Origin of the sequence: Micromonospora sp. II (assembly GCF_001709195.1) — a bacterium.
Taxonomy (GTDB): domain Bacteria; phylum Actinomycetota; class Actinomycetes; order Mycobacteriales; family Micromonosporaceae; genus Micromonospora; species Micromonospora chalcea.
This window is the reverse complement of sequence record NZ_LYXF01000016.1, coordinates 61977-88132: the sequence shown is the minus strand read 5'-3', so window position 1 is coordinate 88132 and position 26156 is coordinate 61977. Positions and strand designations below refer to the sequence as shown.

Sequence of the window (26156 nt, the reverse complement as noted above, 5' to 3'; positions counted from 1 at the left end):
GGGAAGACGCAGCCGCCGCGCCGGCGCCGGGACCGGGTCGCTACGCTGACCGTACCCAGCCGACCCCGTTTGAGTGCGCAGGAGGAAACCAGCGTGTCCAGCAGCAGCCCGGACGAGCGGACGCTCGTACTGATCAAGCCCGACGCGGTGCGCCGCGGTCTGGTGGGCGAGATCCTGTCCCGTTTCGAGCGCAAGGGCCTGCGGATCGACGCGATGGTGACCCGGACCATGGACGGCGACTTCGCCGACCAGCACTACGCCGAGCACGTCGACAAGCCCTTCTACCCGCCGCTGAAGACGTTCATGACCAGCGGCCCGCTCGTGGCGCTGGTGCTCTCCGGCGACCAGGTGATCGAGGTGGTGCGCGCCATGATCGGCAGCACCGACGGCCGCAAGGCCGCCGCCGGCACGATCCGGGGCGACCTGTCGCTGTCGAACCGGGAGAACCTGGTGCACGCCTCCGACTCGGCGGACAGCGCCAAGCGCGAGATCGCGCTCTGGTTCCCCGAGCTGGCCTGACCGACGCGCCGACGGCCCCGGCCCGCTCCTGGCGGGACCGGGGCCGTCGTGTGTCAGCGATCAGACCTGCGCCGGCGGCTGCGTCCGGCAGGTCACCGCGACCCGGTTCCACACGTTGATGGTGGCGATCGCCACCACCAGGTCGGCCAGTTCCTTCTCCGACCACACCTTCGCCGCGCCGTCCCAGACGTCGTCCGGCACGCCGTGCTCGCCGAGCCGGGTCACCGCGTCGGTGAGGGCCAGCGCGGCCCGCTCCCGCTCGTCGAAGAACGGCGCCTCCCGCCACGCCGCGACCGCGAACAGCCGGCGGCTGTCCTCCCCGGCCCCCAGCGCCTCCCGGCTGTGCATGTCCACGCAGAACGCACAGCCGTTGAGCATCGACGCCCGCAGCTTCACCAGCTCCAGCACGGTGTGGTCCACGTTCGTCCGGACGTACTTCTCCAGGCCCAGCACGGCCTGGTACGCCTCCGGCGCCACCGCCGCCATGTCCATCCGGCTCATCGCCGCCTCCTCGTTGGTTGGGGTACGCGCACAGGACGGGGCACGGCGGGCGCGGCGTGACGCGCCTGCGGTGTGACGGTGGTCATGGCCGGGCCGACAACAATCGTTGACGTTCCGGTCACCTCGACCGGAGTTCCCGGCCACCTGCGGCCGGTAGACCGGGCTGGCGACACTGCCGAGACCGGGAGAACCCATGACGCACATCGATCGACGTGCCCTGCTCCGCGCCGGCCTGGTCGCCGGCGCCGGAGTCGCCGGCGGCGCGCTGCTCGGCGCGCCCGGCGCGCCCGCCGCACCCGGCCTGCGGCCCGGCGGCCGGCCGCTGCTCACCCACGGCGTGCAGAGCGGCGACGTGACCGCCGACTCGGCGCTGGTCTGGACCCGCGCGGACCGGCCCGGCCGGATGCTGGTCGAGGTGAGCCGCCGGCCGGACCTGCGCGGCGCCCGCCTGGTGCGCGGCCCGGTGGTCGACCCCACCGGAGACCTCACCGGCAAGGTCCGCCTGCGCGGCCTGCCCGCGGGCCAGCGGCTGCACTACCGGGTACGGGTGGAGAGCCTGGACCGGCACGGCCTGTGCAGCGAGCCGCTGACCGGCTCGTTCGCCACCGCCCCCGGGCGGCAGCAGCGGCGTGACGTGCGGTTCGTGTGGACCGGCGACATCGTCGGGCAGGGCTGGGGGATCAGCCCCGACTTCGACGGGCTGGCGATCTTCCGGGCCATGCGGGAGCGCCGCCCGGACTTCTTCCTGTGCAGCGGCGACACCGTGTACGCCGACGGCCCGCTGACCGAGAGCGTGGTGTTGCCGGACGGGCGCACCTGGCGCAACCTGGTGACGCCGGAGAAGAGCAAGGTGGCCGAGACACTCGCCGAGTACCGGGGGCAGTTCGCGTACAACCTGCTCGACGAGCACCTGCGGGCGTTCGCCGCCGAGGTGCCGCAGATCAACCAGTGGGACGACCACGAGGTGGTGAACAACTGGTACCCGGGGGAGATCCTGACCGACGAGCGGTACGGCGAGAAGCGGGTGGACGTGCTCGCCGCCCGGGCCCGGCAGGCGTTCCACGAGTGGCTGCCGGTGCCGGCCGGCGGGCCGATGTACCGCAAGCTGTCGTACGGGCCGCTGCTGGACGTGTTCGTGCTGGACATGCGCACCTACAAGGACCCGAACGACGGCAACACGTACGCCGACCGCAACCGGGGACTGCTCGGCAGGGCGCAGCGGGAGTGGCTGATCCGGGAGCTGCGCGCGTCCCGGGCCACCTGGAAGGTGATCGCCAACGACCTGCCGATCGGCGTGGTGGTGCCGGACGGGGCAGACGCCCAGGAGGGCGTGGCGCAGGGCGACCACGGCGCGCCGGCCGGCCGGGAGCTGGAGTTCGCCGAGGTGCTGCGCGCCTCGCACCGGGCCGGGGTGACCGGACTGGTGTTCCTCACCGCCGACGTGCACTACACCGCCGCCCACCACTACGACCCGGCCCGTGCGGCGGTGCGGGACTTCAGCCCGTTCTGGGAGTTCGTCTCCGGCCCGGCGCACGCGGGCGCATTCGGCCCGAACGCGCTGGACGGCACGTTCGGCCCGAAGGCGGTGTTCGTGCACGCCCCGCCGCGCGCCAACACCTCCCCGGCCGAGGGCTTCCAGCACTTCGGCGAGGTCACGATCGACGGCCCGTCGGCGGCCCTGACGGTCCACCTGCGGGACCGCTCCGGCGCCTCGCTCTGGACCACCACCCTCCCGGCCCCGTCGCGCCGCTGACACCTCGCCGGGCAGTGGAATACCCGGCGGCGCGGCACGGCGGGCAGGGGGTCGAGTACGCTTGAACGCACAGGCGACGACCCGGCCATCACCGGTGAGCCTCCGGAGGAACAGCCGGGTGACCGGCCCAGTAGAACCGGACGGGACGGCCCGTCACAGCCGGCCAACGAGCGGGCGGTCGCACCTCGGCCGCCAAGCGGGGTGGTACCGCGGGCCACGCCCGGGACGCCGGTCACGGCGTACCGGATCCGGCTCGTCCTCGCAGAGCACAGACGAGTGAGCTGCTGAGGAGCGACAGGCGATGGCCTATCCGTTGCACGACCCGTCCGGCGCCGGTGTCCCGGCGAGCCCGGACCTGCCCGCGGTCGAGCGCCGGGTCCTGGAGCACTGGACGGCCGACAAGACCTTCGAGGCGTCCGTCGAGGCCCGCGACGCCGGCCGCGACGGCGAGAACGAGTACGTCTTCTACGACGGCCCCCCGTTCGCCAACGGCCTGCCGCACTACGGCCACCTGTTCACCGGCTACGTCAAGGACGTGGTGCCGCGCTACCAGACCATGCGCGGCCGGCGCGTCGAGCGCCGGTTCGGCTGGGACTGCCACGGCCTGCCCGCCGAGGTGGTGGCCGAGAAGCAGCTCGGCATCACCACCAAGGCGGAGATCCTCGACCTCGGCGTGGCCCGGTTCAACGACGCCTGCCGCACCTCCGTGCTGGAGTTCACGCACGACTGGGAGCGGTACGTCACCCGGCAGGCCCGCTGGGTCGACTTCGCCAACGACTACAAGACGCTCGACCTGGACTACATGGAAAGCGTCATGTGGGCCTTCAAGACCCTGCACGACAAGGGCCTGGTCTACGAGGGCTTCCGGGTGCTGGCGTACTGCTGGCGGTGCGAGACCCCGCTGTCGAACACCGAGACCCGGATGGACGACGTCTACCGGGACCGGCACGACCCGACGCTGACGGTGTGGTTCGAGCTGGCCGCCGACGACGCCGCCCCCGAGCTGCTGCGCGGGCCGGTGAAGCTGGGCGTGTGGACCACCACGCCGTGGACGCTGCCGTCGAACCTGGCGCTCGCCGTCGGCCCCGACATCGAGTACGCGGTGCTGGAGCACCGGGGTTCCCCCGACAGCGAGCGCAGTGGTGAGCGCTACGTCGTCGGCGCCGCGCGCCTCGGCGCGTACGCCAAGGAGCTGGAGGGGTACGAGCAGGTCGGCACGGTGTACGGCCGGGACCTGGTCGGGCGTCGCTACACGCCGCTGTTCGACTTCCTGGTCGAGCCGGCCGGGGAGAACGCCTACCAGGTGCTCGCCGCGGACTTCGTCACCACCGAGGACGGCACCGGGATCGTCCACCTCGCCCCCGCGTTCGGTGAGGACGACCAGAACGTCTGCAACGCCGCCGGCATCCCCACCGTCGTGACCGTGGACGACCACACCCGGTTCACCGCGCTGGTGCCGCCATACCAGGGCGAGCAGGTCTTCGACGTGAACAAGCCGGTGATCCGGGAACTCAAGGAGCGGGGGGTGGTGCTGCGGCAGGACACCTACACCCACTCCTACCCGCACTGCTGGCGCTGCGACACCCCGCTGGTCTACAAGGCGGTGTCGTCCTGGTTCGTCGCGGTGACGAAGTTCAAGGACCGGATGGTCGAGCTGAACCAGCAGATCAACTGGACGCCCGGGCACATCAAGGACGGCTCGTTCGGCAAGTGGCTGGCCAACGCCCGCGACTGGTCGATCAGCCGGAACCGGTTCTGGGGCTCGCCGATCCCGGTGTGGCGCTCCGACGACCCGAACTACCCGCGGGTGGACGTGTACGGGTCGCTGGCCGACATCGAGCGTGACTTCGGCGTACGCCTGACCGACCTGCACCGGCCGGCGGTGGACGACCTGGTCCGTCCCAACCCGGACGACCCGACGGGCAAGTCGATGATGCGCCGGGTGCCGGAGGTGCTGGACTGCTGGTTCGAGTCCGGCTCGATGCCGTTCGCCCAGGTGCACTACCCGTTCTCCAACCGCGAGTGGTTCGAGCACCACTACCCGGGTGACTTCATCGTCGAGTACATCGGGCAGACCCGCGGCTGGTTCTACACCATGCACGTGCTGGCCACCGCGCTGTTCGACAGGCCGGCGTTCCGCAACTGCATCAGCCACGGCATCCTGCTCGGCTCGGACGGCCGCAAGATGTCCAAGAGCCTGCGCAACTACCCGGACGTCTACCACGTCTTCGACTCCTACGGGTCGGACGCGATGCGGTGGATGCTGATGTCCTCGCCGGTGCTGCGCGGCGGCGACATGGCGGTCACCGAGTCGCTGATCCGGGACGCGGTGCGCCAGGTGCTGCTGCCGCTGTGGAACGTCTGGTACTTCTTCTCGCTCTACGCCAACGCCGACGGCTACACCGCGCGTCGCCGTACCGACTCCACGCACGTGCTCGACCGGTACGTGCTGGCGAAGACGAACGAGCTGGTGGCGACCGTCGGCGCGCAGATGGACGCGTACGACATCTCCGGCGCGTGCGCCACCGTGCGGTCCTACCTGGACGCGCTGACCAACTGGTACGTGCGCCGGTCCCGGGACCGGTTCTGGGCCGGCGACGCTGACGCGTTCGACACGCTCTCGACGGTGCTGGAGACGCTGTGCCGGGTGGTCTCGCCGCTGGCGCCGCTGACCGCCGAGGAGATCTGGCGCGGGCTGACCGGCGAGCGGTCGGTGCACCTGACCGACTGGCCGCGGGCGGACGAGTTCCCGGCCGACCACGAGCTGGTCTCCGCGATGGACAACGTGCGGTCGGTCGCCTCGGCGGCGCTGTCCCTGCGCAAGGCCAAGGGCCTGCGGGTACGGCTGCCGCTGGCGAAGCTGACAGTGGCCTCGCCCGTCGCCGCCCAGCTGCGGCCCTTCGCCGACCTGGTCGCCGACGAGGTCAACGTGAAGGAGGTAGTGCTCACCGACGAGGTGTCCGCGTACTGCCAGCAGGTCCTCACCGTGGTGCCGCGGGCGCTCGGCCCGCGCGTCGGCAAGGCCGTCCAGCAGGTGATCAAGGCGGTCAAGGCGGGGGAGTGGGAGCTGCGCGACGGCGCCCCGGTCGCCGCCGGGGTCACGCTCGCCGAGGGCGAGTACGAGCTGCGCCTGGTCGCCGCCGACGCCGAGCACTCCGCGCCGCTACCAGGCGGTGAGGGCGTGGTCGTGCTGGACACCGAGGTCACGCCGGAGCTGGCCGCCGAAGGGCTGGCCCGGGACGTGGTCCGGGTCGTGCAACAGGCCCGCCGCGACGCCGACCTGGACGTCTCGGACCGGATCACGGTGGCCGTCTCCGCCTCCGAGGACGTACGCGCGGCGGTCGCCGCGTACACCGAGTTCGTGGCCCGGGAGGTGCTGGCCGACAGCATCGACTTCGCCGAGGGTCTCGACGGCTTCGCCGGCGAGGCCGGCGACGGCGAGCGGGTCACAGTGACGGTCCGGAAGGTCTGAGCCGGACCGGGTGCCCTCCCCCGCCCCCGTGGTGGGGGAGGGCCCAGCCCCAGCGAGTGGACTGCGGGCCACCCGCTCGGTGACGGACGGCCGCGTCGGCTACCGTGACAGCGCCTGTTTCACGTACGACCGCCGGAGGACCCGTGCCCCTGCTCTACACCATCGGCAAGCTCACCGTGGCGCCCGCGCTCCGGTTGGCCTTCCGTCCGCACGTGGAGGGTTTGGAGCACATCCCGGCGACCGGCGGCGCGATCTTCGCCAGCAACCACCTCTCCGTCGCCGACGAGCTGCTGCTCGGCACCGTGGTGCCCCGCCACCTGGCGTTCTGGGCCAAGTCGGAGTACTTCAAGGGCACCGGCCTCAAGGGCGGCTTCTCCAAGTTCGTGCTCACCGGGCTGGGCGCGATCCCGGTCGAGCGGGCCGGCGGGCGGGCCGCGCTCACCGCGTTCGACGCGGCGATCCCGGTGCTCAAGGCCGGTGACCTGGTCGCCGTCTACCCGGAGGGCACCCGTTCGCCGGACGGGCGGCTCTACCGCGGGCGTACCGGCACGGTCCGGCTGGCCATCGCCGCCGGCGTGCCGATCATCCCGGTCGGCGTGACCGGCACCGACAAGGCCCAGCCGATCGGTACGCGGATCCCGCGACCGGGCCGGGCCAAGATCACCATCAAGTTCGGCAAGCCGCTGGACTTCACCGGCCGTCCCGACGACCGCACGTCGCTGCGCGCGATGACCGACGAGATGATGGCCGAGATCCAGAAGCTCAGCGGCCAGGAGTACGTCCCGCGCTACGCGCCGAAGCGCGCCGACCAGGCCGCCGGTGAGCAGACCGCCTGAGCGGTCAGGACTTCGGCACCACCACGCGCTGACGCAGATCGTTCAGTAGCCGCCCGCTGTCGTCCACGGACAACCGGGTGAACACGCCTGTGGTCAGACTGCCGTGGTCGGCCGAGGCGCAGACCACCACCGAGTCGCCGTCCGCCCGGCCGACCGCGCAACGCGCGTACCGGCCCCGGACGCCGGTCTCCACGTTCACCGACTCCTTCAGGCCGTACTCCCCGGCGAGGCGGTCGATCTCCGCCTTGGCGTCCGACTCCGGGCTGAACCGCAGGCCGGTGCTGCCGAACAACGTCACCCGCTTGCCGTCGCTCGTCGTGTAGATACCGGCGAACGTGTCCTCGGCGAGCAGGTTCGACTCGCGTACCCGGCTCTTCAGCTCCTCGGCGGCGGCCTGGCTGCGCTCGTCCTGGCGCAGCCGCATCGAGTCGATCTGGTCCGGGAGGCTGGCGCGGGCCGGGTACTGGCTGGAGATCGGCTGGAACCACCACAGCGGCAGGCCGCAGCAACACGCGACGCTGAGCAGCAGCACCCAGGGCCAGCGACGCCGTCGGCGGGTCCGCTTGGGCGGCTGCTGCCAGCCCGGCGGCGGCGCGACCGGCGGCCCGGCCTTGCCCCGGCGCTGCTTCGGCGGCCGCGCCGGCTTGGCCGGGGCGGGAGCCGCCGGTGGTGGCAGGGGACGGGCGGCCGGCGCGGCGGGGTACTGCGGCGCGTGCGGCGGCGACACCGGCCGGGCCGGGTGATGCGGCGGCGGTGAGACCGGCCGGGCGGCCGGTGCGGCGGGGTGTGCCGGGTGGTGCGGCGGCGTGGAGACCCGCGCGGCGGGCGGCTGCGGGTGGGGCGGCTGCGGCGGCGCCGGGTGGGCCGGGTGGGGGTTCGGCGTCGACCAGGGCGCGGTGTACGGCAGCGTCGGCGTCAGGGGCGGCAGCTCCGGCGCGTGCAGCTCCCAGCCGGCGGTGTCCACCCCCTCCCACGGGTCGACCGGCGTGGCGTGCTCGGGCGAGTCCAACGGCGGCACCGGCGTGGGCTCGGCGGACGCGCCCCAGCGGGGCCGGCTCGGCGGCGGTGGCGGGACGGCGGCGGAGCCGCTCCAGCGGGGCGCCTCGACGCGGGTGGCGTTCGGTGCGTTCCCAGTCGGGTTCGGGGCGTTGTCCACCCGGGTGGGGTCCGGCGTGGTGGCCGAGGGTGGCTGCGGCGCGGCGTCGATCCGGGTCGGGTCCGGCGTGGTGGTGGCCGCGGGCGGCTGCGGGGCCGCGTCGATCCGGGTCGGGTCCGGCTGGCGGCCCGTGCGGGGAGTGGGGGCGGGTGTGGTCCGGCCCGGCACCGGGGCCGACCCGCGGGCCCGTGGGACCGGCACCTGCGGGACGGTGTCGGTCCCCCCGGCGGCTGTCGCGGTGTTGTCGGCCGGTGTTCCGGCGGTCTCGGCGGGTGTTTCGGCGTCGGTTGCCGGGGCGTCAGCGCTGTCGGCGGGCGTCTCGGTGCCGGCGGCGAGGGCCTCAGCGCTGTCCGTGGCCGTCTCGGTCGCGGCGGACTGGACCTTGTCGGTGGGTGTCTCGGTTCCGGTGGGCTGGACCTTGGCGGTGGGCGTCTCGGTCTCGATGGGCTGGACCTTCTCGGTGGGCTTCTCGGTTCCGGTGGGCTCGACCCTGTCCGTGGGCGTCGCGGGCGCGGTGGCGTCGACCTCGTTCGTGGGCGTCTCGGCCTCGGTGGTCCCCGGCTGCGGGGCCGCGTCGTGCGAAGGCGCGGCGGTGTCCGGCGTGGTGGACGGCCGGCCCTCGGGTGCGGCGGCTCCCGGCGCGGCGGACGGCGACGCCGGAGCGGCGGCGCCGGTGGCGTCCTCGGTGTCGACGGCGGTGGCCGGCTCGATGACGGTCGGCTCCTCGGCCCCGTCGGCCGGCCGGCCCGCCCCCGGCTGCGGCTGCGGCATCGCGGCTATCTCCTCTCGCGCCCGTTGCGAGGTTAGTACCGCCCCGCCACCCAGGACTAATCCCGCCCGCTCACCGGCCCCACTCCGGTGATCAAGGAGTTCGTGTCCGGTGGGAGCGCGGGACAGCCCGCAAACTCCTTGATCAACGCGGCGGACACGGGCGCGGGTGTGGCGGCTGGGGACGGCGGGGCGGGGGCACCGCGTACGCTTGGGCATCATGAGTGCCCCGTCCACCACCCCGCGTCCCGCCGCCGCCAACTCGGTCTGGCCTCGGCTGGAGCCGTTGCTGCCGCAGGTGACCAAGCCCATCCAGTACGTGGGTGGAGAGCTGGGCGCGGTGGTCAAGGACTGGGACGCCGCCACCGTCCGGTGGGCGCTGATGTATCCGGACGCGTACGAGGTGGGCCTGCCCAACCAGGGCGTGCAGATCCTGTACGAGGTGCTCAACGAGCTGCCCGACGTGCTGGCCGAGCGGACGTACGCGGTCTGGCCGGACCTGGAGAAGCTGATGCGCGCCCACGGCGTGCCGCAGTTCACCGTCGACGCCCACCGCCCGGTGCGTGACTTCGACGTGTTCGGCGTCTCGTTCTCCACCGAGCTGGGCTACACCAACCTGCTCACCGCGATCGACCTGGCCGGCATCCCGCTGCTCGCGGCCGACCGCACCGACGCCGACCCGGTGATCGTGGCCGGCGGGCACGCCGCGTTCAACCCGGAGCCGATCGCCGACTTCGTCGACGCCGCGGTGCTCGGCGACGGCGAGGAGGCGGTGCTGGAGATCACCGCCATCGTGCGGGAGTGGAAGGCCGAGGGCTCCCCGGGCGGCCGGGACGAGCTGCTGCTGCGGCTGGCCCGGACCGAGAGCGTCTACGTGCCGCGCTTCTACGACGTCGACTACCTGCCCGACGGCCGCATCCAGCGGGTCGTGCCGAACCGCCCGGACGTGCCGTTCCGGGTGCACAAGCGCACGACGATGGACCTGGACGCCTGGCCGTACCCGAAGAAGCCCCTGGTCCCGCTCGCCGAGACGGTCCACGAGCGGTACGCGGTGGAGATCTTCCGGGGCTGCACCCGGGGCTGCCGGTTCTGCCAGGCCGGCATGATCACCCGTCCGGTGCGGGAGCGCTCGATCACCACCGTCGGCCAGATGGTCAAGGAAGGGCTGGAGTTCTCCGGCTTCCACGAGGTCGGCCTGCTGTCGCTGTCGTCGGCCGACCACTCGGAGATCGGCGACATGTGCTCCGGCCTGGCCGAGCAGTACGCCGGCACGAACGTCTCGCTGTCGCTGCCCTCGACCCGGGTGGACGCGTTCAACATCGACCTGGCCCAGGAACTGTCCCGCAACGGGCGGCGGACCGGTCTGACGTTCGCCCCGGAGGGCGGGTCGGAGCGGATCCGCAAGGTGATCAACAAGATGGTGTCGAAGGAAGACCTCATCCGCACCGTGGTCACCGCGTACTCCAACGGCTGGCGGCAGGTGAAGCTCTACTTCATGTGCGGCCTGCCCACCGAGACCGACGAGGACGTCCTGGAGATCGCCGACATGGCGCACGAGGTGATCCGGGCCGGCCGCGCCGCGACCGGGTCCAAGGACATCCGCTGCACGGTCTCCATCGGCGGTTTCGTGCCCAAGCCGCACACCCCGTTCCAGTGGGCCTCGATGGAGCGGCCGGAGGTCATCGACGGCCGGCTCAAGCTGCTCAAGCAGGCGATCAACAGCGACCGGTCGCTGGGCCGGGCGATCGGCTTCCGCTACCACGACGGCGAGCCGTCGCTGATCGAGGGCCTGCTGTCCCGGGGCGACCGCCGGGTCGGCGCGGTGATCCGCAAGGTCTGGGAGAACGGCGGCCGGTTCGACGGCTGGAGCGAGCACTTCTCGTACCAGCGCTGGGTGGACGCCGCCGCCGAGGTGCTGCCGGCGTACGGCGTGGACCTCGACTGGTACACCACCCGCGAGCGCGAGGAGCTGGAGGTCCTGCCCTGGGACCACCTCGACTCCGGCCTGGACAAGGACTGGCTCTGGCAGGACTGGCAGGACTCGCTGTCGGAGTACGAGCAGGACGACTGCCGCTGGACGCCCTGCTTCGACTGCGGCGTGTGCCCGTCCATGGACACCGAGATCCAGATCGGCCCGACCGGCCGCAAGCTGCTGCCGCTCACCCCGGTCAATGGACTGAAGCTGCCCGCCGCCGCCCAGGGCTGAGGCACGGACCGTACCGGAGCGCGGGAACCCGACCGGGTTCCCGCGCTCCGTCGTCCTTCCGGGCGACCGCGCGCGTGCGCGGGGTGGGGCTGCCCCGACTGGTGCATCCTCGATACGCTGCGTCCGTAATGGACCGGCCAGGGCCGGTAGCGGGGAGGACAGCAGGCATGGGCATCAATCCGCCGGATACCGGCGATCTGCACGTCAGCGTCGAGGACCTGGACGCCGCGGCGGAGTACGTCGAGCGCCTCAAGCAGTACGTCGACGACACCATCGGCTACGAGATGGAACGCATCAAGGAGCGGATGAAGGGCGACAGCGGCAACGCGCAGACGGTGCCCAACGGCACCCCGTTCGGCGCGTACGAGGACGCCCGGATGCAGTGGGCGGCGCTGACCAGGTCCACGGCCAGCATGGAGGCCCACCTCAAGGCCATCTCCATGAAGCTGGCCGGCCTGAAGCAGGGCACGCAGGACATCGCCAAGGCGTTCCGCGACGCCGAGGCCCGCAACGCCGCGAACGGCAAGGACATCGAGCGGCTGCTGGAGACCGCGGCCCCGCCGCCGGACGCCGGGCAGCAGCCCACCTACCCGTACACGGCCTGAGGGGGAGACGGTCATGGCAGGAGGCACCTGGGAGCGCTGCGTCCGTGAGGTGACGCTCTCGGCGGATCCGGAGACCGTGGGTTCGGTCGGCGCGGGCTGGCGCAACCTGTCCACCGCGCTCGGCCATCTGCGTGACTCGCTGGTCGGCCGCTCGTTCGTCGGCCCGATCGCGCCCGGCCAGGAGCGCCCGCACACCGGCGGTCTCCCCGGGCTGCTCGCCGGCTGGCAGGGCAGCGGCGGCGACGCGTACCGCGAGCACCTGGGCGAGATCGGCAAAGAGATCGAGGAGCTCATTACGCACGCCAGCAACGTCAGTGGCGCGCTGTCGCGGATCGAGGGCGACATCCGTACGGCGGTGGCGAGCATCCCGATCCCGCTGATGGACAACTTCGGCTGGAACGAGTGGAGCCTGCCCGGCGGCACCGAGCTGGACGACGCGCGCGACGGCGAGAGCCAGTCCGGCTTCCTCGCCGCCCTGCGCAGCGACTACCAGTCCAACCAGGCGCTCTACGCCGACGGCGCGTTCCGCGACAAGGCCGACGACCTCGAAGCCACCATGAAGATCGACGGCAACGCCAACGACCAGAAGCGCGGCGGCTGGTGGGACACCAAGTCCCACCTGGACAACTGGTACCGCGACAACCAGCAGGCGGCCAACAAGGCGATGTCGCCGCTGCCGGCCGCGGTCGAGGCCGAGCGTCCCAAGCTGGTCGTACCCCAGCCCGACGGGCGGCTCGACGACGGCTACCGCGCGGATCCCCGCGTACCCCCGTCGGGAGTGCCCGGCGGTGGGCTGCCCGGCGGCGGCGGTGGCGGCGGTGCCGGTGGTGGCGGCGGCGGGATGCCCTCGCTGGGCAGCACCGGCATCGGCGGCGGCGGTGGCGGTGTCGGCGGTGGCGGCTCGTTCACGCCCCCGCCGACCACCGGCGTGCCCGATTTCGGTGGCAGCGGCCCCGGCGGCGGCTCGTACACCCCGCCCGGCACCGGCCTGCCCGGCGCCGGCGCCCCGGGTTCCGGCAGTCCCGAATACGGCACCGGCCTGGCCGGCGCGGGTGGGCCGGGCACGATCACCCCGGGCGGTCCGGGCAGCACCCTCGGCGGTGGCGGCGCCGGACTGAGCACCGGCGCCGGCTTCGGTGGCGGTGGCGGTGGTGCCGGGCTGGGTTCGGCGGGCGGCATCGGCGGCGGTGGCCTCGGCGCGGCCGGTGGCATGGGCGTGGGTGCGCTGCCCGGCATGGTCGGCGGCGGCAACGGCAAGGTGCCCCCGCTGACCAGCGCGGCCGGCGCGCTGCGGGCGGCGGCGGGCGCGGGGCCGGGAGGCGCGGGCGCGGCCGGCGCGCGTGGTGGCCTGGCCGGCGCGGGCATGATGGGCGGCGGGATGATGGGCGGCCACGGCGGCGCCGGGCATGGCGGCGGCGGTGGCGACCACTCGTCGTGGTTGACTGAGGACGACGATCCGTGGGGCGCCGGTGACGGTGCGTCCCCGGGCATCCTGCGATGAGGACGGACGGATGACGGTGCACGTCGGCGCGTTCCGGCCGGTGGTGGCCGCGCTGGCGGCCGGGCTGATGGTGCTGGGGGCCGCGCAGCCCGCCGTCGGCGCTCCCCGCCGGGCCGAGCAGTGGTACCTCGACGAGCTGCGGATCGACCGGGCACACCAGATCTCCACCGGGCGTGGTGTCGTGGTCGGAGTGGTCGACAGCGGCGCCGACGCCGGCCACCCGGATCTGCGCGGCCGGCTCCTGGCCGGGCGCAGCACGTTCGACTCCGGCGACGGCCGGCGCGACCCGGACGGCCACGGCACCCACATGGCCGGGATCATCGCGGCGAACGGGACCGGGGTGGTCGGCGTCGCGCCGGACGCCCGGATCCTGCCCATCCGCACGCCGTCCGGCGACAAGGGCGCCGACGCGGGCAACTCCGCGACCGGCATCCGGATGGCGGTGGACGGCGGCGCGAGGGTGCTCAACCTGTCCTACGGGCACGCCGGCGCCGTCGACGAGGGCGAAGAGGCGGCGATCCGGTACGCGCTGGAACGCGACGTGGTCGTGGTGGCCGCCGCCGGCAACGTCCGCAAGCTCGGCCCGGACATCGCCTCACCCGCGAAGATCCCCGGCGTGATCGCGGTGACCGGCACGACCCGGGGCGGCGGCTTCTGGCCCGGCTCGGCCCAGGGCCCGGAGGCGGTGGTCGCCGCTCCGGGGGACGAGGTCTACAACATCGGACCCGACCGGGGGTACGGCTGGGGCGACGGCACGTCCGACTCCACGGCCATCGTCGCCGGTGTGGCGGCGCTGATCAGGTCGAAGTTCCCCCGGCTCTCCGCACCCGACGTGATCAACCGGATCATCCGTACCGCCCGGGACGCCGGCCCGCCCGGCCGCGACCCGCAGTTCGGCTTCGGCCGGATCGACCCGGTGGCGGCGCTCACCGCCGACGTGCCGTCGGTGTCGGCGAACCCGCTGCTCGGCGCCGCTCCGGCCAGCGCGTCCGCGCCACCGGCCGCGGCCGAGGACGAAGACTTCGACGTGACCGACTACGGCGACCGGGGCGGCCCCACCGACCAGCAGGTCATGGTGGTCGGCATCGGCATCGCCGTGGCGCTGGTGGTGCTGTTGGCGCTCGTGGTGTTCCTGATCTGGAACCGCCGCCGGCACCGGCGCGAGCTGGCGCGCGCCGCCGACATCCCGGACGAGGCGCTCGACCGGATGACCGAGCAGGGCCCGCCGGTCCCGGCCGGCCATCCCGCCGGCTACGGCCCGCCGCCCGGCTACGGCCCACCCGGCGGCCCTTCGTCGCCCGGCGCCTACGCCCGCCCGGGCAGGTCACCGCACCCTGGCGCCCCGTCCCAGCCGGACGGATACCCGCCCAAGGGCACCCACCCCCAGCCCGGCCCCGGCGCCTACCCACCCCCGGCCCAGCCCACCCCGCCCCACGACAACCGCTCCTGACTCCGCCCAACCTCTCCCGGCCCTCCGGCCCACCCCGTCGATCATGAGGTTGGCGGCGATGTCGATCTCCAGTTCCGCCGCCAACTTCATGATCGCCGGCCCTTGTCGGCCCGGCCCGGCAGGCCGGGTGGGGTGATCAAGGGGTTTGGGGTCTCGGGGGCGTGGGAGCTGGACGTGAACTCCTTGATCACGGCGGGGGCGGGCGGGGGTTTGGGGCGGTTTGGGGTGGGTGGGGTGGCCCCGGGTGTGGGGCACCGTGGGTGCTGCGCCAGGATGGGACCGATACGCAGGCACAGCCGAGGAGCTCACGATCGCCAGAAAGCCTCAACCCGAGGGCGGCCAGGCCCCCGTCGTCCAGCGGGTCCGTATCCGGTACGCCAAGCGGGGACCGCTGCGTTTCACCTCGCACCGGGACTTCGCCCGGGCCTTCGAGCGCGCGCTGCGCCGGGCCGGCGTGCCGATCGCCTTCTCCCAGGGCTTCACCCCACACCCCAAGATCTCGTACGCCTCGGCGGCGCCCACAGGTGTGGCCAGCGAGGCGGAGTACCTGGAGATCGGGCTGCGTGAGCCGGTCGACCCGGCGCGGCTGCGCGAGGCCCTCGACGCCGCGCTCTCGCCCGGACTCGACGTGCTCGACGCGGTGGAGGCCACCGGCGGCAGCCTCGCCGACCGGATCGAGGCGTCGTACTGGCGGATCGAGCTGCCCGAGGTCGACCCGAAGGTGCTGGCGGGGGCCGTGGCGGCCTTCACCGCCGCCGAGGAGGTCCTGGTCGAGCGGATGACCAAGCAGGGGCGGCGTACGTTCGACGCCCGTGCGGCAGTGGTGTCCATCGATGTGGTGTCTCCGTCTGAGACGCCTTCCGAAGCGGCGGCCGTACCGTGTGCGATACTCGAACTGGTCGTGCGGCAGGTCACCCCGTCCGTTCGGCCCGATGACGTCCTGTCCGGCCTCCGCGCGGTGGCCGCCCTGGAGCCGCCGGTCACCCCGAAGGTGATTCGGCTGGCGCAGGGCACGCTGACCGCGCAGGGCGAGATCGTCGATCCGTTGGAAGCGGATCGCGACGGGGCAACCATCGGAGAGCGCTGACCGTCGGTCAACGCTCTGGCAGGCAGACTTCGGCGGTCGCGCGTTTGCGCGCCCGGCGGAAACACCTTTGCGGCAACCCTGCGTGGCAGCGCTCACCCGCGCCCGGGGCAGCCAGAACTGGAGAACGTCCATGCTCGAGAACGAGCCCGAGGGCGGCGAACGGACCGGCGCAGAGCCGACCGGGACGCCCGCCGACAACGCCGCCACCGCCTCCGGCAGCGCCGCGAGCGCGGCCTCCGCCGGCGCCCAGGGTGCCGCCTCCGGCAGCGCCGACGACAGCACCGCCCAGGGCGTCGCCAGTGCGGAAGGCGCCACCGCTGAAGGCGTCGCCGCCCTGGAGGGCGTCGCCGAGACCAAGCCGCCGGCCCGTAAGCGGGCCAGCCGTCGCAAGGCCGCCCCGCTGAACCAGCCGGAGCAGACCGACGCGCCGGTCGAGGCGTCCACCGCGGCGACCGGCAGCGGCGAGTCGCCGCAGGCCGAGGTGCTCGCACCGATCGCCGGAGAGTTGGACACCGCGCCCAAGACCACCCGGCGGCGTCGTAAGGCCACCCCGGCGAAGGCGGTCGAGGAGCCGGTGGCCGCGGCAGGTGTGGAGGCCGCCTCGGAGGAGGTCGTGCCGCCGGTCAAGGTGACCCGGACCCGTCGTCGCAAGGCCACGCCGCCGGCTGCCGAGACCGTCGCGCCGGACGAGACCGCCGCCGGCGGGCAGACGGCCACGGACGGGGTGATCGACGGGCCGGTCTCCGCGCCCGGGGGCGACCTGATCGCCGAGGGCCGCGCCGACATCGACGGTGCCGAGGCCACCGCGCCGGGCCAGGCCGGCGTCGCGGAGAGCACGGTTACCGCCGGGCGGTCCCGCACCCGCCGCCGCGCCGCCACCGCCGACAAGGCCGCCTCCGGGGACACGGCCACCGCCACCGGCGACAAGGCCGCCACCGGCGACCGGACCACCGCCACCGGGGATGCTGCCACCACCGGCGGGAGCGGGGCCACCGTCGGTGACAAGGCGATCGCCGGCATCGGCGAGGACGTCGAGGACGAGGACGCCGAGGCCGGGACCGTCGAGGACGCGAGCGCCGCGGGTGCGCGTACCCACGAGGTCGACCTGGCCCGCAGCGGCGGCCCCGCGGACGCGACGGGCGTCGTGTCGACGGGCGCCGCCGTGCCGCGCGTGGACGAGGAGCCGGCCGAGCCGACGCCGCCCACCACCCGGCGGCGTCGTGCCGCGCTCTCCGCGCCGACCGTCCTGTTCATGGCGCCGCAGCCCGACGAGGCGCCCGCCGTCCAGGTCACGTACCCGGCGGCGGAGGAGCCGATCGAGGAAGCGGTCGAGACCGGCCGGCGCCGCCGTCGCGCCCGCCGGGAGGTCGAGCCGGCCGAGGCCGAGGCCGAGCCGGAGGTCGTCGAGGAGGAGCCGGCCGCCGAGGCCGAGGAGTCCGCCGAGATCGACGAGGACGACGAGACGGCGGCCGGCCGGCGGCGGCGTCGCCGGGGTCGCCGGGGCCGGGGCCGGGGCAAGGGTGGCGCCGACGAGGCCGACGACGAGGACGTCGAGGAGCCCGCCGCGGCCGAGACCGCCGAGGACGAGACCGAGGAGTCCGCCGAGGACGAGGAGCCCGACGGCGAGGGGATGACCCGCCGCCGTCGCCGCCGTCGCCGCCGCGGCGCGGGGGAGGCGGACACCGCCGCCGAGGACGGCGTGCCCACCGTCGTCAAGATCCGTGAGCCGCGCAAGCCGGTCGACGAGGTGCAGGGCGTCTCCGGCTCGACCCGGCTGGAGGCCAAGCGGCAGCGCCGCCGGGACGGCCGCGAGCAGCGGCGTACCCGGCCGCCGATCCTGAGCGAGTCGGAGTTCCTGGCCCGCCGTGAGGCGGTCGACCGGGTGATGGTGGTCCGCCAGCGCGGCGACCGCACCCAGATCGCCGTGCTCGAGGACGGCGTGCTGGTCGAGCACTACGTGACCCGCAACTCGTCCGCCACCATGGCCGGCAACGTCTACCTGGGCAAGGTCCAGAACGTGCTGCCGAGCATGGAGGCCGCCTTCGTCGACATCGGGCGCGGGCGCAACGCGGTGCTGTACGCCGGCGAGGTCAACTGGGACGCCACCGGCCTGGAGGGCCGGGCGCGCTCGATCGAGCAGGCGCTGCGCTCCGGCGACTCGGTGCTCGTGCAGGTGACCAAGGACCCGATCGGGCACAAGGGCGCGCGGCTGACCAGTCACATCGCGCTCTCCGGCCGGCACCTGGTCTACGTGCCGAACGGCAACGCCTCCGGCATCAGCCGCAAGCTGCCCGACACCGAGCGCAAGCGGCTGCGGGACGCGCTGAAGAAGCTGGTGCCGGACGGCGCCGGGGTGATCGTCCGGACCGCGGCCGAGGGCGCCAGCGAGGACGAGCTGGCGCGTGACGTCAAGCGGCTGCAGGCGCAGTGGGAGGACATCCAGGCCAAGGCGACCGAGGGCGGCGCCCCGGTGCTGCTCTACGAGGAGCCGGACCTGGTCATCCGCGTGGTCCGGGACCTCTTCAACGAGGACTTCCGCGAGCTGGTCATCGAGGGCGAGTCCGCGTACGACCTGGTCGAGTCGTACCTGTCGCACGTCTCGCCGGACCTGGTGGCGCGGCTGCGCCGGCACGCCGGGGTGGCGGACGTGTTCGCCGAGTACCGGATCGACGAGCAGATCCTCAAGGGGCTGGACCGGAAGGTCTTCCTCCCCTCCGGCGGCTCGCTGGTGATCGACCGCACCGAGGCGATGACCGTCATCGACGTCAACACCGGCAAGTACACCGGCTCCGGCGGCAACCTGGAGGAGACGGTCACCCGCAACAACCTGGAGGCGGCCGAGGAGATCGTGCGTCAGCTGCGGCTGCGCGACCTCGGCGGCATCGTGGTGATCGACTTCATCGACATGGTGCTGGAGTCGAACCGGGAGCTGGTGCTGCGCCGGCTCACCGAGTGCCTGGGCCGGGACCGCACCAAGCACCAGGTCACCGAGATCACCTCGCTCGGCCTGGTGCAGATGACCCGTAAGCGCATCGGCGCGGGCCTGCTGGAGGCGTTCAGCGAGACCTGCGAGTGCTGCAAGGGCCGGGGCGTGATCATTCACACCGAGCCGGTGCCGGAGAAGCCGCGCGGCGGCGCGGGCGAGAAGGTCAAGGCGGTCGCCTCGGCGGTCGCCGCGCCGGCCGAGGAGAAGAGCGGCCGACGCCGGGGCCGCAAGGCCGCCGCGGAGAAGCCGGCCGTGGAGGCCGTACCGGAGCAACCGGCCGCGCAGCCGCAGGCCGCCACCGAGCCGCCCGCTGCGGTCGCGCCGCCGGAGCGGACCGTCGCCGAGGTGGTCGAGACCGACGACGACTACTACGACACCCAGGGCTACGACCTGTCCCGGTTCGAGACGGACACGCCCGCCGCCCCGGCGGTTGCGGACAGCCAGGAGGGCGACTCGGCCCGGCTGGCCGCCGCCGACGACCCGGACGCGATCGGTGACGGCGACAGCGACGACGACAGCGGCGCCCCGCGCCGGCGGACCCGCCGTGGCGGCGCCCGGCGGCGTACCCGGCCGTAGGGCACTGACCTGCGCGAACAGGGCCCCCGATCCACGCCTGGCGTGTGGCGCGGGGGCCCTGTCGTGCCGGTGGGCCGCGCGGAAGAGCCGCCTACCGGCAGCCCGGTTTGGGGAGCGGGCCGGGTATGGCGTAGGCTTGCCTGCGGCGCACTTTGGTGTGCCGAGTTCCCGCGTGCCCGCGCCGCCGGTGTCACGGCTCCCGGCGAGACGCCGTGGGAACGACCGCCGACGGTGTGACAACCGGCAGCGGTGGAACAGACGCCAGCAGCCTCAACGACAGGGAGTCCGCCTCCGATGTACGCGATCGTCAAGACCGGCGGCAAGCAGTACAAGGTCGCCGAGGGCGACGTGATCGAGGTCGAGAAGCTCGCCGGTGCCCCCGGCGACGCGGTGAAGCTCACCGCGGTGCTCCTCGTCGACGGTGACGACCTGGTGACCGACGCGGCGAAGCTCGCCAAGGTCGCGGTGTCCGGCGAGATCGCCGCGCACACCAAGGGCCCGAAGATCCGGATCCACAAGTTCAAGAACAAGACCGGCTACCACAAGCGCCAGGGTCACCGCCAGCCGCTGACCCAGGTCAAGGTGACCGGCATCTCCAGCGGGAAGTAGGTCGTCCTCCAATGGCTCACAAAAAGGGTGCGTCCAGCTCGCGTAACGGCCGTGACTCCGCGGCCCAGCGGCTCGGCGTGAAGCGCTTCGGTGGTCAGGTCGTCAGCGCGGGTGAGATCCTCATCCGTCAGCGTGGCACCAAGTTCCACCCCGGTGACCTGGTCGGCCGTGGCGGCGACGACACGCTGTTCGCGCTGGCCGCCGGCTCGGTTCAGTTCGGCACCAAGCGCGGTCGCAAGACCGTCAGCATCGTGCCGCAGCAGTAGTTTTCTGGCCAAGCGGGCCGCGGACCTCTGGTCCCGGCCCGCTTCGCCTTTTCACGCGCGGGGCGGACCCCGCTGGAAGGATTGGCGTCGTGACGACGTTCGTTGACCGGGTCGTCCTGCACATGCAGGCTGGCGACGGCGGGCACGGCTGTGTCTCGATCCACCGGGAGAAGTTCAAGCCGTTCGGCGGGCCGGACGGCGGCAACGGCGGCCACGGCGGCAGCGTGTCCCTGGTGGTCGACGCGCAGGTCACCACGCTGCTCGACTTCCACTTCCGGCCCCACCTGAAGGCCGAGAACGGCAAGGGCGGGGCCGGCTCGAACCGGGACGGCGCGAACGGCCGCGACCTGGTCATCAAGGTGCCCAACGGCACCGTGGTGCAGAGCCTCGACGGCGAGGTCCTGGCCGACATGGTCGGCGTGGGCACCACGTTCGAGGCGGCCCGGGGCGGCCGGGGCGGACGCGGCAACGCCTCGCTGGCGAACGCCCGCCGCAAGGCGCCCGGCTTCGCCGAGCTGGGTGAGCCCGGCGACCGGCTGGACGTGGTGCTGGAGCTCAAGAGCGTCGCCGACGTGGGCCTGGTCGGCTTCCCGTCGGCCGGCAAGTCGTCGCTGATCTCGGTGATCTCCGCGGCCAAGCCGAAGATCGCCGACTACCCGTTCACCACGCTGGTGCCGAACCTGGGCGTGGTCCGGGTGGACAACCACACCTTCACCGTCGCCGACGTACCGGGCCTGATCCCGGGCGCGGCCAGCGGCAAGGGCCTGGGCCTGGAGTTCCTCCGCCACGTCGAGCGCTGCGCCGTGCTGGTGCACGTGGTCGACACCGCGACGCTGGAGCCCGGCCGCGACCCGCTCGCCGACATCGACGCCATCGAGTCGGAGCTGTCCCAGTACGGCGGGCTCGCCGACCGGCCCCGGCTGGTCGCGCTCAACAAGGTCGACGTGCCCGACGGCAAGGACCTCGCCGACATCGTCCGCCCCGACCTGGAGGCCCGTGGCCTGCGCGTCTTCGACGTCTCCACCGCCACCCGCGAGGGCCTGCGCGAGCTGACGTACGCGATGGCGGAGCTGGTCGAGCAGGGCCGCCAGGCCGCCCCGCCGGCCGAGCCGACCCGGATCGTGATCCGCCCGAAGGCGGTCGACGACGCCGGCTTCACCATCGAGGCCGAGCCGGACGGCTCGTACACGGTGCGCGGCAGCCGGCCGGAGCGCTGGGTGAAGCAGACCAACTTCGACAACGACGAGGCGGTGGGTTACCTGGCCGACCGGCTGGCCCGCCTCGGCGTCGAGGAGAAGCTCGCCAAGGCCGGCGCGCAGGCCGGTGACCTGGTGCGCATCGGCGAACGGGAGTTCGACTGGCAACCGACGCTCTACGCCGGTGTCGACTTCGTACCCGGTAACCGGGGCACCGACGTGCGGCTGGAGGAGAAGTCGAACCGTCCGTCGGCGTCCGACCGGCTGGCGGCCCGCAAGGCCCGCCGGGTGCGCCCGGAGGACGAGGTCGAGGCCGCGCCGGCGGCGGAAGCGGACGTCGAGTAGCCGTCTGCGGGACGGTGGCGGGAAACCTGCGCGAAATCCGGCGGATCTAGCGTACGGGCATGTTGATCGAGTCCCGTCCCGCCACCGACCCGGAGATCGCCGCGCTCGTCGTCGCCCAGCAGCGTGAGCTGCGCGACGCGGACGGCGGGCTGGACGGGCAGGTGACGGTCGTGCACACCGACATCCACTACCTGGCCGCCGTGGTGGGCGGCCGGGCGGTCGGCTGCGGTGGGCTCCAGGCGCTCGACGCCGACACCGGTGAGCTGAAGCGGATGTACGTGCGACCGGCGTTCCGGGGGCGGGGCATCGCCCGGCAGTTGCTCGTCGCGCTGGAGGAACTGGCGTTCCGGGCGGGGCACCGCACGGTGTGCCTGGAGACGGGCACCTACCTGCCGGCCGCGATCTCGCTCTACCGGTCCAGCGGCTACGAGCCGATCCCGGTGTACGGCGAGTACGTGGACAACCCGTACAGCGTCTGCTTCGCCAAGCGGCTGCCGGTGGCGGCCTGACGCTCGAACACCATCGCCGGACCTCTCGGCCCGCTCGCGCCTGCTCAAGGGCGGTCGAACGGGGCCTCCACCCGGGTGCCGGTGCCGAGGTTGTTGTTGAGCAGCAGGCCGGCCGCGAGCATGCCGAAACCGAGGAACAGGTGCAGCCAGTTGTCGGCGTCATTCACCGGCACGAAGTTCGCCGAGGCATCCCGGTCGATGGCGAAGCCGTACAGCCACAGCACCAGGTAGAGCGCGCCGCCGCCGGCGAGGAACACCCGCGCCCCGGCCAGCCGCCGCGCCATGACCAGACCGACCAGGCCGAACAGCAGGTGCACCAGGTTGTGCAGCACCGACACCTGGAACACCCCGAGCAGCTTCGCCTCGGAGTGGTGCCCGGCGAACGTCATCTCGCCGTAGTGCGTGGTGATGCCGGGTACGAAACCGAGCACGCCGATCAGCGCGAAGACGGCTGCCGCCGCGAGGGCGACCTTCTGCACCGTAGGCCGGGCGGGCGCGTGTTCGCGCACGTCACGTGCCATCCCTGTCACCCCCGTGGACTCGCCGCCGCCCGGGCGGGCAGGCATTCCATTCTCTGACCGGAGCGGGTCGCTCCCGCAGAGAAATCACGAATCAGGCATGGACCGGTCGACCGGGGGTAGGGCGATTGTCATGCGGAAACAAATCCGCGTACCCCCCGAGAACACCCGCTGGGAAACACACGAGCGGAAGGGACATCATGACTCAGGATCTTTCCCCGACTTCTGCCACGTACCAGTCGACGAACGGCGGCGGCGTGCGTGACCAGGCCCGCCAGGTGGGTTCCGACGCCGCGAGCGCCGGTGGCGCCGTGGCGCAGACCGCCAAGGAGCAGGGTCGGGAGGTGGTGGGCGAGGCCAAGCGACAGGCCCGCGACCTTTACGGCGAGACCCGCAGCCAGGTCACCGCCCAGGCCGGTCAGCAGCAGCAGCGCGCCGCCAGCGGCCTGCGGTCGCTCGCCGACGAGATGCGCACCATGGCGCAGCAGGGTGGCGGCTCCGGCCCGGTCACCGAGCTGGCCCACCAGGCGGCCGAGCGGGTGCACGGCGTGGCCGGCTGGCTGGAGCAGCGCGAGCCGGGCGACCTGCTCAACGAGGTGAAGAACTACGCCCGTCGCAACCCCGGCACGTTCCTCGTCGGCGCCGCGCTGCTCGGCGTGGTCGCCGGGCGGCTCACCCGCAACATCACCGCGCTCGGCGACGACAACAGCGGCGCGCGGCCGGCGTACGACCCGGACCGCACGGCCGTCATCCCGACCGCGCGTGAGGTGCCGGACCAGGTGCCGCCGGGCGGCTACCTCGACCCGACGCCGGGCAGCTACGCCGAGCCGGACCCGGGCTACTCCGCGCCGGGCGCGACCTACCCGACCGGCGGCGCCCCGAACACCTGGGCCGACCCGGCGGGTGGCACCGGTCAGCCGCTGCCGCCGCCGGAGCGCACCGACCCGCTGCCGGGCGTCCCGTCCACCGGCGCTCCCCGCCCGTGACCGGCCGTACCGGCAGAAGGGAGGCGACGGCATGACCGTACCCACGCAGGACCCCGGCTATCAGGCGGCGGGCGCCCCGCCCCACGCCGACGAGGTGCGCGGCAGCTCGCTCGGCGACCTGATGCGCCAGGTCACCACGGACCTGTCCACGCTGATGCGGCAGGAGGTCGAACTGGCGAAGGCGGAGATCCGCCAGGAGGGCAAGAAGGCGGGCAAGGCCGCCGGCCTGTTCGGCGGCGCCGGTTTCGGCGGCTACATGGTGGCGCTCTTCGTCTCGATCGCGATCTGGCAGTTCCTCGACAACGTCATGGACTCCGGGCTGGCCGCGCTGATCGTGGCCGTCGTCTGGGCCGCTGTCGCGGCGGTCCTGTACTCGATGGGCAAGAAGAACGCCGAGCGGATCCGCGGCCTGAAGCAGACGAACGACAGCGTGCAGCGCATCCCCGACGCGCTCAAGCCGCACCCGGAGGGAGTCATCCGATGAGCACCGATCCAGAGCAGATCCGCCGCGAGATCGAAGCCACCCGCAACAACCTCAGCTCGGACGTGGACGCCCTGGCGTACAAGGTCAGCCCGGGCCGCATCGTCGACGACCGCAAGCAGCGCGTACGTAGCGCGCTGACGAACGTGAAGGACAAGGTGATGGGAACCGCATCGGACCTCGGCCACGGCACCGGCCACGCCGCCCACTCGGTGGGCGACCACGCCTCCTCGATGGCCTCCACGGTGGGCGACAAGGCGCACTCGGCCGCCGCCAGGGTGGGCGACGCCGCCCACCGGGCGCCGCAGGTGGTGCGGCGCAAGTCCGAGGGCAACCCGATCGCCGCCGGCGTGATCGCCTTCGGCGTCGGCATGCTGGTCTCCTCGCTGATCCCCGCCACCCGCCGCGAGCAGCAGGTCGCCGCGCAGGTCAAGGAGAAGGCCGCCGAGCACGGCGGCGTGGTCAAGGAGAAGCTGGGCGAGGTCGCCGGTGAGCTGAAGGAGGAGCTGCGCGAGCCCGCGCAGCACGCCGCCGAGTCGGTGAAGGCCACCGCGCAGGACGCCGCGTACGCGGTCAAGGACGACGGCCGCGCCGCCGCGCAGGACGTGCGGCACAGCGCCGAGCAGGCGCGGTCCTCCTGAAGGCCCGCGCTCTCGGTTAGGAAGGGCCCCTTCTTATCGCCTCGCGATAAGAAGGGGCCCTTCCTTTCACCTCAGCTGGCATCGACCCGGTCTGCACCCAGAGCACCAGCTCGTCCGGGCGGTGCCGGGTCGTCCGTCGCCGCAGCGCACGTGTGGAGTTGGCCGCCACCCGCAGCCGGGCGCCCGCGTAGGGCACCCCGCCGCGCAGCCGCCGGCCCACCGCGAGCCACGCGCACAGCCCGCGTTCCAGCGCCCAGAGCGGCGCGGCCAGGCTGGTGTGCGCCGGGAACACCGCCGCGCCGCCGGCCCGTCGCCGGCCCAGCTCCGCCACCGCGACAGTCGCCAGCCCGGCCCGCAGCAGCAGCCCGGGCCGGCGGGTGGCGAGCGCGGCCGCCGTCGCGGGCAGCACCGCCAGCGCGGCGAGCAGCCACGCCGGCCGGGCCGTCTCGTCGTACGCCTGGCGGACGCGCTGCCCGAGGAAGTGCGCCGCGGAGGGCGGGAGCCGCCGCACGTACAGCCACGCCGGGGTGGCGGTGCTGCCGCCGTACGCGCGCACGGTCCGGACCAGCTCCAGGTTCTCGAAGAGCACGTCCGGGTCGTAGCCGCCCATCGCCAGGAACGTGCCCCGCCGCACCCCGAGCGTGCCGGGCCAGTCCCCGCCGAACGCGCGGGCGAGCAGCGTCCGGCCGGTGTCCCACCAGGCGTGCCACGGCAGCGGGTCGAAGTGGTTCTGCGGGCGGACCAGGTCGACCCCGTCCAGCAGCTGGTGCACGGCGCGCAGGGCCGGCAGGTCGTGCCGGATGTCGTCGTCGGCGATCACCACGTGCTCGTGCCGGGCCAGCGCGACGCCGGTGAGCACGCCGAGCACCTTGCCGTTGCGTCCGCGCAGCGCCGGGTCCGGCGGCACGTGCCGCACCAGCCCGTCCCAGGCGGCGGCGTGCCGGGCGAACAGCTGCGGCGGCGAGGCGTCGACCACCACCACGTCGACCCAGCGGCTCAGCTCCCGCAGGTACCCGGTCAGCTCGTCCAGGCCGCCGTCGTCGTGGGCGCGCAGCGGCAGGACGTACGCCATCGGCAGCCGGACCGGCGCGGACGCGGCGCCCTCGTCGCGCGGCTGCGCGGCGGTCGGTCGGGTCATGTCGTCTCCCCTCGTGCCGGGTGACGCGACTTGCCCGGAATGCGGCTGCTG

The 26156-nt window shown here is 73.5% G+C and carries 21 protein-coding genes; 17 read left to right on the top strand and 4 right to left on the bottom strand.

What is annotated here, in order from left to right:
* Nucleotides 1–93 precede the first annotated feature (93 nt).
* Nucleotides 94–519, top strand: coding sequence for a nucleoside-diphosphate kinase (gene ndk, locus A8711_RS09675; protein ID WP_069087997.1), 426 nt, complete (start codon nt 94–96; stop codon nt 517–519).
* 60 nt (nt 520–579) lie between these two features.
* On the opposite strand, the gene A8711_RS09670 is transcribed toward ndk, so the two are convergent.
* Nucleotides 580–1020: a carboxymuconolactone decarboxylase family protein gene (locus A8711_RS09670; RefSeq protein WP_043328964.1), complete on the bottom strand. Its 441-nt coding sequence runs from the start codon at nt 1018–1020 to the stop codon at nt 580–582.
* Nucleotides 1021–1213: 193 nt separating this feature from the next.
* Between A8711_RS09670 and A8711_RS09665 the strand changes: the two genes are divergently transcribed.
* The 3 genes from A8711_RS09665 to A8711_RS09655 all read left to right on the top strand — a co-directional run bounded on the left by A8711_RS09665 (nt 1214) and on the right by A8711_RS09655 (nt 7081).
* Nucleotides 1214–2773 carry an alkaline phosphatase gene (locus tag A8711_RS09665; protein WP_069087996.1) on the top strand — a complete coding sequence of 520 codons (1560 nt, stop codon included), beginning with the start codon at nt 1214–1216 and terminating at the stop codon, nt 2771–2773.
* Between the two features lie 301 nt (nt 2774–3074).
* Nucleotides 3075–6245, top strand: coding sequence for an isoleucine--tRNA ligase (gene ileS / locus A8711_RS09660; protein ID WP_069087995.1), 3171 nt, complete (start codon nt 3075–3077; stop codon nt 6243–6245).
* A gap of 143 nt (nt 6246–6388) precedes the next feature.
* A complete protein-coding gene (locus tag A8711_RS09655; protein WP_069087994.1) occupies nt 6389–7081 on the top strand; it encodes a 1-acyl-sn-glycerol-3-phosphate acyltransferase in 693 nt (230 codons plus the stop codon).
* Nucleotides 7082–7085: 4 nt separating this feature from the next.
* Here the strand turns inward: A8711_RS09655 and A8711_RS32760 are convergent, their stop codons facing one another.
* Entirely contained in the window at nt 7086–9008 is a 1923-nt protein-coding gene (locus tag A8711_RS32760; RefSeq protein WP_069087993.1) for a hypothetical protein, read from the bottom strand.
* 217 nt (nt 9009–9225) lie between these two features.
* Between A8711_RS32760 and A8711_RS09645 the strand changes: the two genes are divergently transcribed.
* The 10 genes from A8711_RS09645 to A8711_RS09600 all read left to right on the top strand — a co-directional run bounded on the left by A8711_RS09645 (nt 9226) and on the right by A8711_RS09600 (nt 22341).
* On the top strand, nt 9226–11211 hold the full coding sequence (locus A8711_RS09645; protein WP_043328969.1) for a TIGR03960 family B12-binding radical SAM protein: 1986 nt from the start codon (nt 9226–9228) through the stop codon (nt 11209–11211).
* 167 nt (nt 11212–11378) lie between these two features.
* Nucleotides 11379–11816 carry a hypothetical protein gene (locus tag A8711_RS09640; protein WP_030503083.1) on the top strand — a complete coding sequence of 146 codons (438 nt, stop codon included), beginning with the start codon at nt 11379–11381 and terminating at the stop codon, nt 11814–11816.
* A gap of 13 nt (nt 11817–11829) precedes the next feature.
* A complete protein-coding gene (locus A8711_RS09635; RefSeq protein WP_069087992.1) occupies nt 11830–13317 on the top strand; it encodes a hypothetical protein in 1488 nt (495 codons plus the stop codon).
* A gap of 10 nt (nt 13318–13327) precedes the next feature.
* A complete protein-coding gene (mycP, locus tag A8711_RS09630; RefSeq protein WP_069087991.1) occupies nt 13328–14767 on the top strand; it encodes a type VII secretion-associated serine protease mycosin in 1440 nt (479 codons plus the stop codon).
* A 367-nt stretch (nt 14768–15134) separates the two neighbouring features.
* Nucleotides 15135–15854: a TIGR03936 family radical SAM-associated protein gene (locus A8711_RS09625; protein WP_083296969.1), complete on the top strand. Its 720-nt coding sequence runs from the start codon at nt 15135–15137 to the stop codon at nt 15852–15854.
* Nucleotides 15855–15984: 130 nt separating this feature from the next.
* On the top strand, nt 15985–19416 hold the full coding sequence (locus A8711_RS09620) for a ribonuclease E/G (protein WP_069087990.1): 3432 nt from the start codon (nt 15985–15987) through the stop codon (nt 19414–19416).
* A gap of 294 nt (nt 19417–19710) precedes the next feature.
* The gene (rplU, locus tag A8711_RS09615; protein ID WP_018787289.1) at nt 19711–20025 is read left to right on the top strand and encodes a 50S ribosomal protein L21; all 315 of its coding nucleotides are present in this window, start codon (nt 19711–19713) and stop codon (nt 20023–20025) included.
* 11 nt (nt 20026–20036) lie between these two features.
* Nucleotides 20037–20291, top strand: a complete 255-nt coding sequence (gene rpmA / locus A8711_RS09610; RefSeq protein WP_013288010.1) for a 50S ribosomal protein L27 — start codon at nt 20037–20039, stop codon at nt 20289–20291.
* Nucleotides 20292–20380: 89 nt separating this feature from the next.
* Nucleotides 20381–21832, top strand: a complete 1452-nt coding sequence (gene obgE / locus A8711_RS09605) for a GTPase ObgE (RefSeq protein ID WP_064448721.1) — start codon at nt 20381–20383, stop codon at nt 21830–21832.
* Nucleotides 21833–21891: 59 nt separating this feature from the next.
* Nucleotides 21892–22341 (top strand): GNAT family N-acetyltransferase, encoded by a 450-nt coding sequence (locus A8711_RS09600; RefSeq protein WP_064448720.1) that lies wholly within the window; start codon nt 21892–21894, stop codon nt 22339–22341.
* A 44-nt stretch (nt 22342–22385) separates the two neighbouring features.
* Here the strand turns inward: A8711_RS09600 and A8711_RS09595 are convergent, their stop codons facing one another.
* Nucleotides 22386–22850: a DUF4383 domain-containing protein gene (locus tag A8711_RS09595; protein WP_197494991.1), complete on the bottom strand. Its 465-nt coding sequence runs from the start codon at nt 22848–22850 to the stop codon at nt 22386–22388.
* 209 nt (nt 22851–23059) lie between these two features.
* On the opposite strand from A8711_RS09595, the gene A8711_RS09590 reads away from it, so the two are divergent.
* Genes A8711_RS09590 through A8711_RS09580 form a run of 3 tightly spaced genes read left to right on the top strand, consistent with a single transcriptional unit; the run spans nt 23060 to nt 24967 of the window.
* Nucleotides 23060–23845, top strand: coding sequence for a hypothetical protein (locus A8711_RS09590; protein WP_064448719.1), 786 nt, complete (start codon nt 23060–23062; stop codon nt 23843–23845).
* A gap of 31 nt (nt 23846–23876) precedes the next feature.
* On the top strand, nt 23877–24329 hold the full coding sequence (locus A8711_RS09585; RefSeq protein ID WP_064448735.1) for a phage holin family protein: 453 nt from the start codon (nt 23877–23879) through the stop codon (nt 24327–24329).
* Nucleotides 24326–24967 carry a DUF3618 domain-containing protein gene (locus A8711_RS09580; RefSeq protein WP_064448718.1) on the top strand — a complete coding sequence of 214 codons (642 nt, stop codon included), beginning with the start codon at nt 24326–24328 and terminating at the stop codon, nt 24965–24967. The genes A8711_RS09585 and A8711_RS09580 overlap by 4 nt, the downstream gene beginning before the upstream one ends.
* 16 nt (nt 24968–24983) lie before the next feature.
* Here the strand turns inward: A8711_RS09580 and A8711_RS09575 are convergent, their stop codons facing one another.
* Nucleotides 24984–26105 carry a glycosyltransferase family 2 protein gene (locus A8711_RS09575; protein WP_069087989.1) on the bottom strand — a complete coding sequence of 374 codons (1122 nt, stop codon included), beginning with the start codon at nt 26103–26105 and terminating at the stop codon, nt 24984–24986.
* Nucleotides 26106–26156: the final 51 nt, after the last annotated feature.

Coding starts and splice junctions, on each gene's coding strand:
- mycP (WP_069087991.1), top strand. CDS start 13,328: ATGACGGTGCACGTCGGCGCGTTCCGGCCGGTGGTGGCCGCGCTGGCG.
- A8711_RS09620 (WP_069087990.1), top strand. CDS start 15,985: ATGCTCGAGAACGAGCCCGAGGGCGGCGAACGGACCGGCGCAGAGCCG.
- A8711_RS09640 (WP_030503083.1), top strand. CDS start 11,379: ATGGGCATCAATCCGCCGGATACCGGCGATCTGCACGTCAGCGTCGAG.
- A8711_RS09670 (WP_043328964.1), bottom strand. CDS start 1,020: ATGAGCCGGATGGACATGGCGGCGGTGGCGCCGGAGGCGTACCAGGCC.
- A8711_RS09580 (WP_064448718.1), top strand. CDS start 24,326: ATGAGCACCGATCCAGAGCAGATCCGCCGCGAGATCGAAGCCACCCGC.
- A8711_RS09590 (WP_064448719.1), top strand. CDS start 23,060: ATGACTCAGGATCTTTCCCCGACTTCTGCCACGTACCAGTCGACGAAC.
- A8711_RS09575 (WP_069087989.1), bottom strand. CDS start 26,105: ATGACCCGACCGACCGCCGCGCAGCCGCGCGACGAGGGCGCCGCGTCC.
- rplU (WP_018787289.1), top strand. CDS start 19,711: ATGTACGCGATCGTCAAGACCGGCGGCAAGCAGTACAAGGTCGCCGAG.
- A8711_RS09665 (WP_069087996.1), top strand. CDS start 1,214: ATGACGCACATCGATCGACGTGCCCTGCTCCGCGCCGGCCTGGTCGCC.
- ileS (WP_069087995.1), top strand. CDS start 3,075: ATGGCCTATCCGTTGCACGACCCGTCCGGCGCCGGTGTCCCGGCGAGC.
- A8711_RS32760 (WP_069087993.1), bottom strand. CDS start 9,008: ATGCCGCAGCCGCAGCCGGGGGCGGGCCGGCCGGCCGACGGGGCCGAG.
- rpmA (WP_013288010.1), top strand. CDS start 20,037: ATGGCTCACAAAAAGGGTGCGTCCAGCTCGCGTAACGGCCGTGACTCC.
- A8711_RS09645 (WP_043328969.1), top strand. CDS start 9,226: ATGAGTGCCCCGTCCACCACCCCGCGTCCCGCCGCCGCCAACTCGGTC.
- A8711_RS09635 (WP_069087992.1), top strand. CDS start 11,830: ATGGCAGGAGGCACCTGGGAGCGCTGCGTCCGTGAGGTGACGCTCTCG.
- A8711_RS09600 (WP_064448720.1), top strand. CDS start 21,892: ATGTTGATCGAGTCCCGTCCCGCCACCGACCCGGAGATCGCCGCGCTC.
- A8711_RS09585 (WP_064448735.1), top strand. CDS start 23,877: ATGACCGTACCCACGCAGGACCCCGGCTATCAGGCGGCGGGCGCCCCG.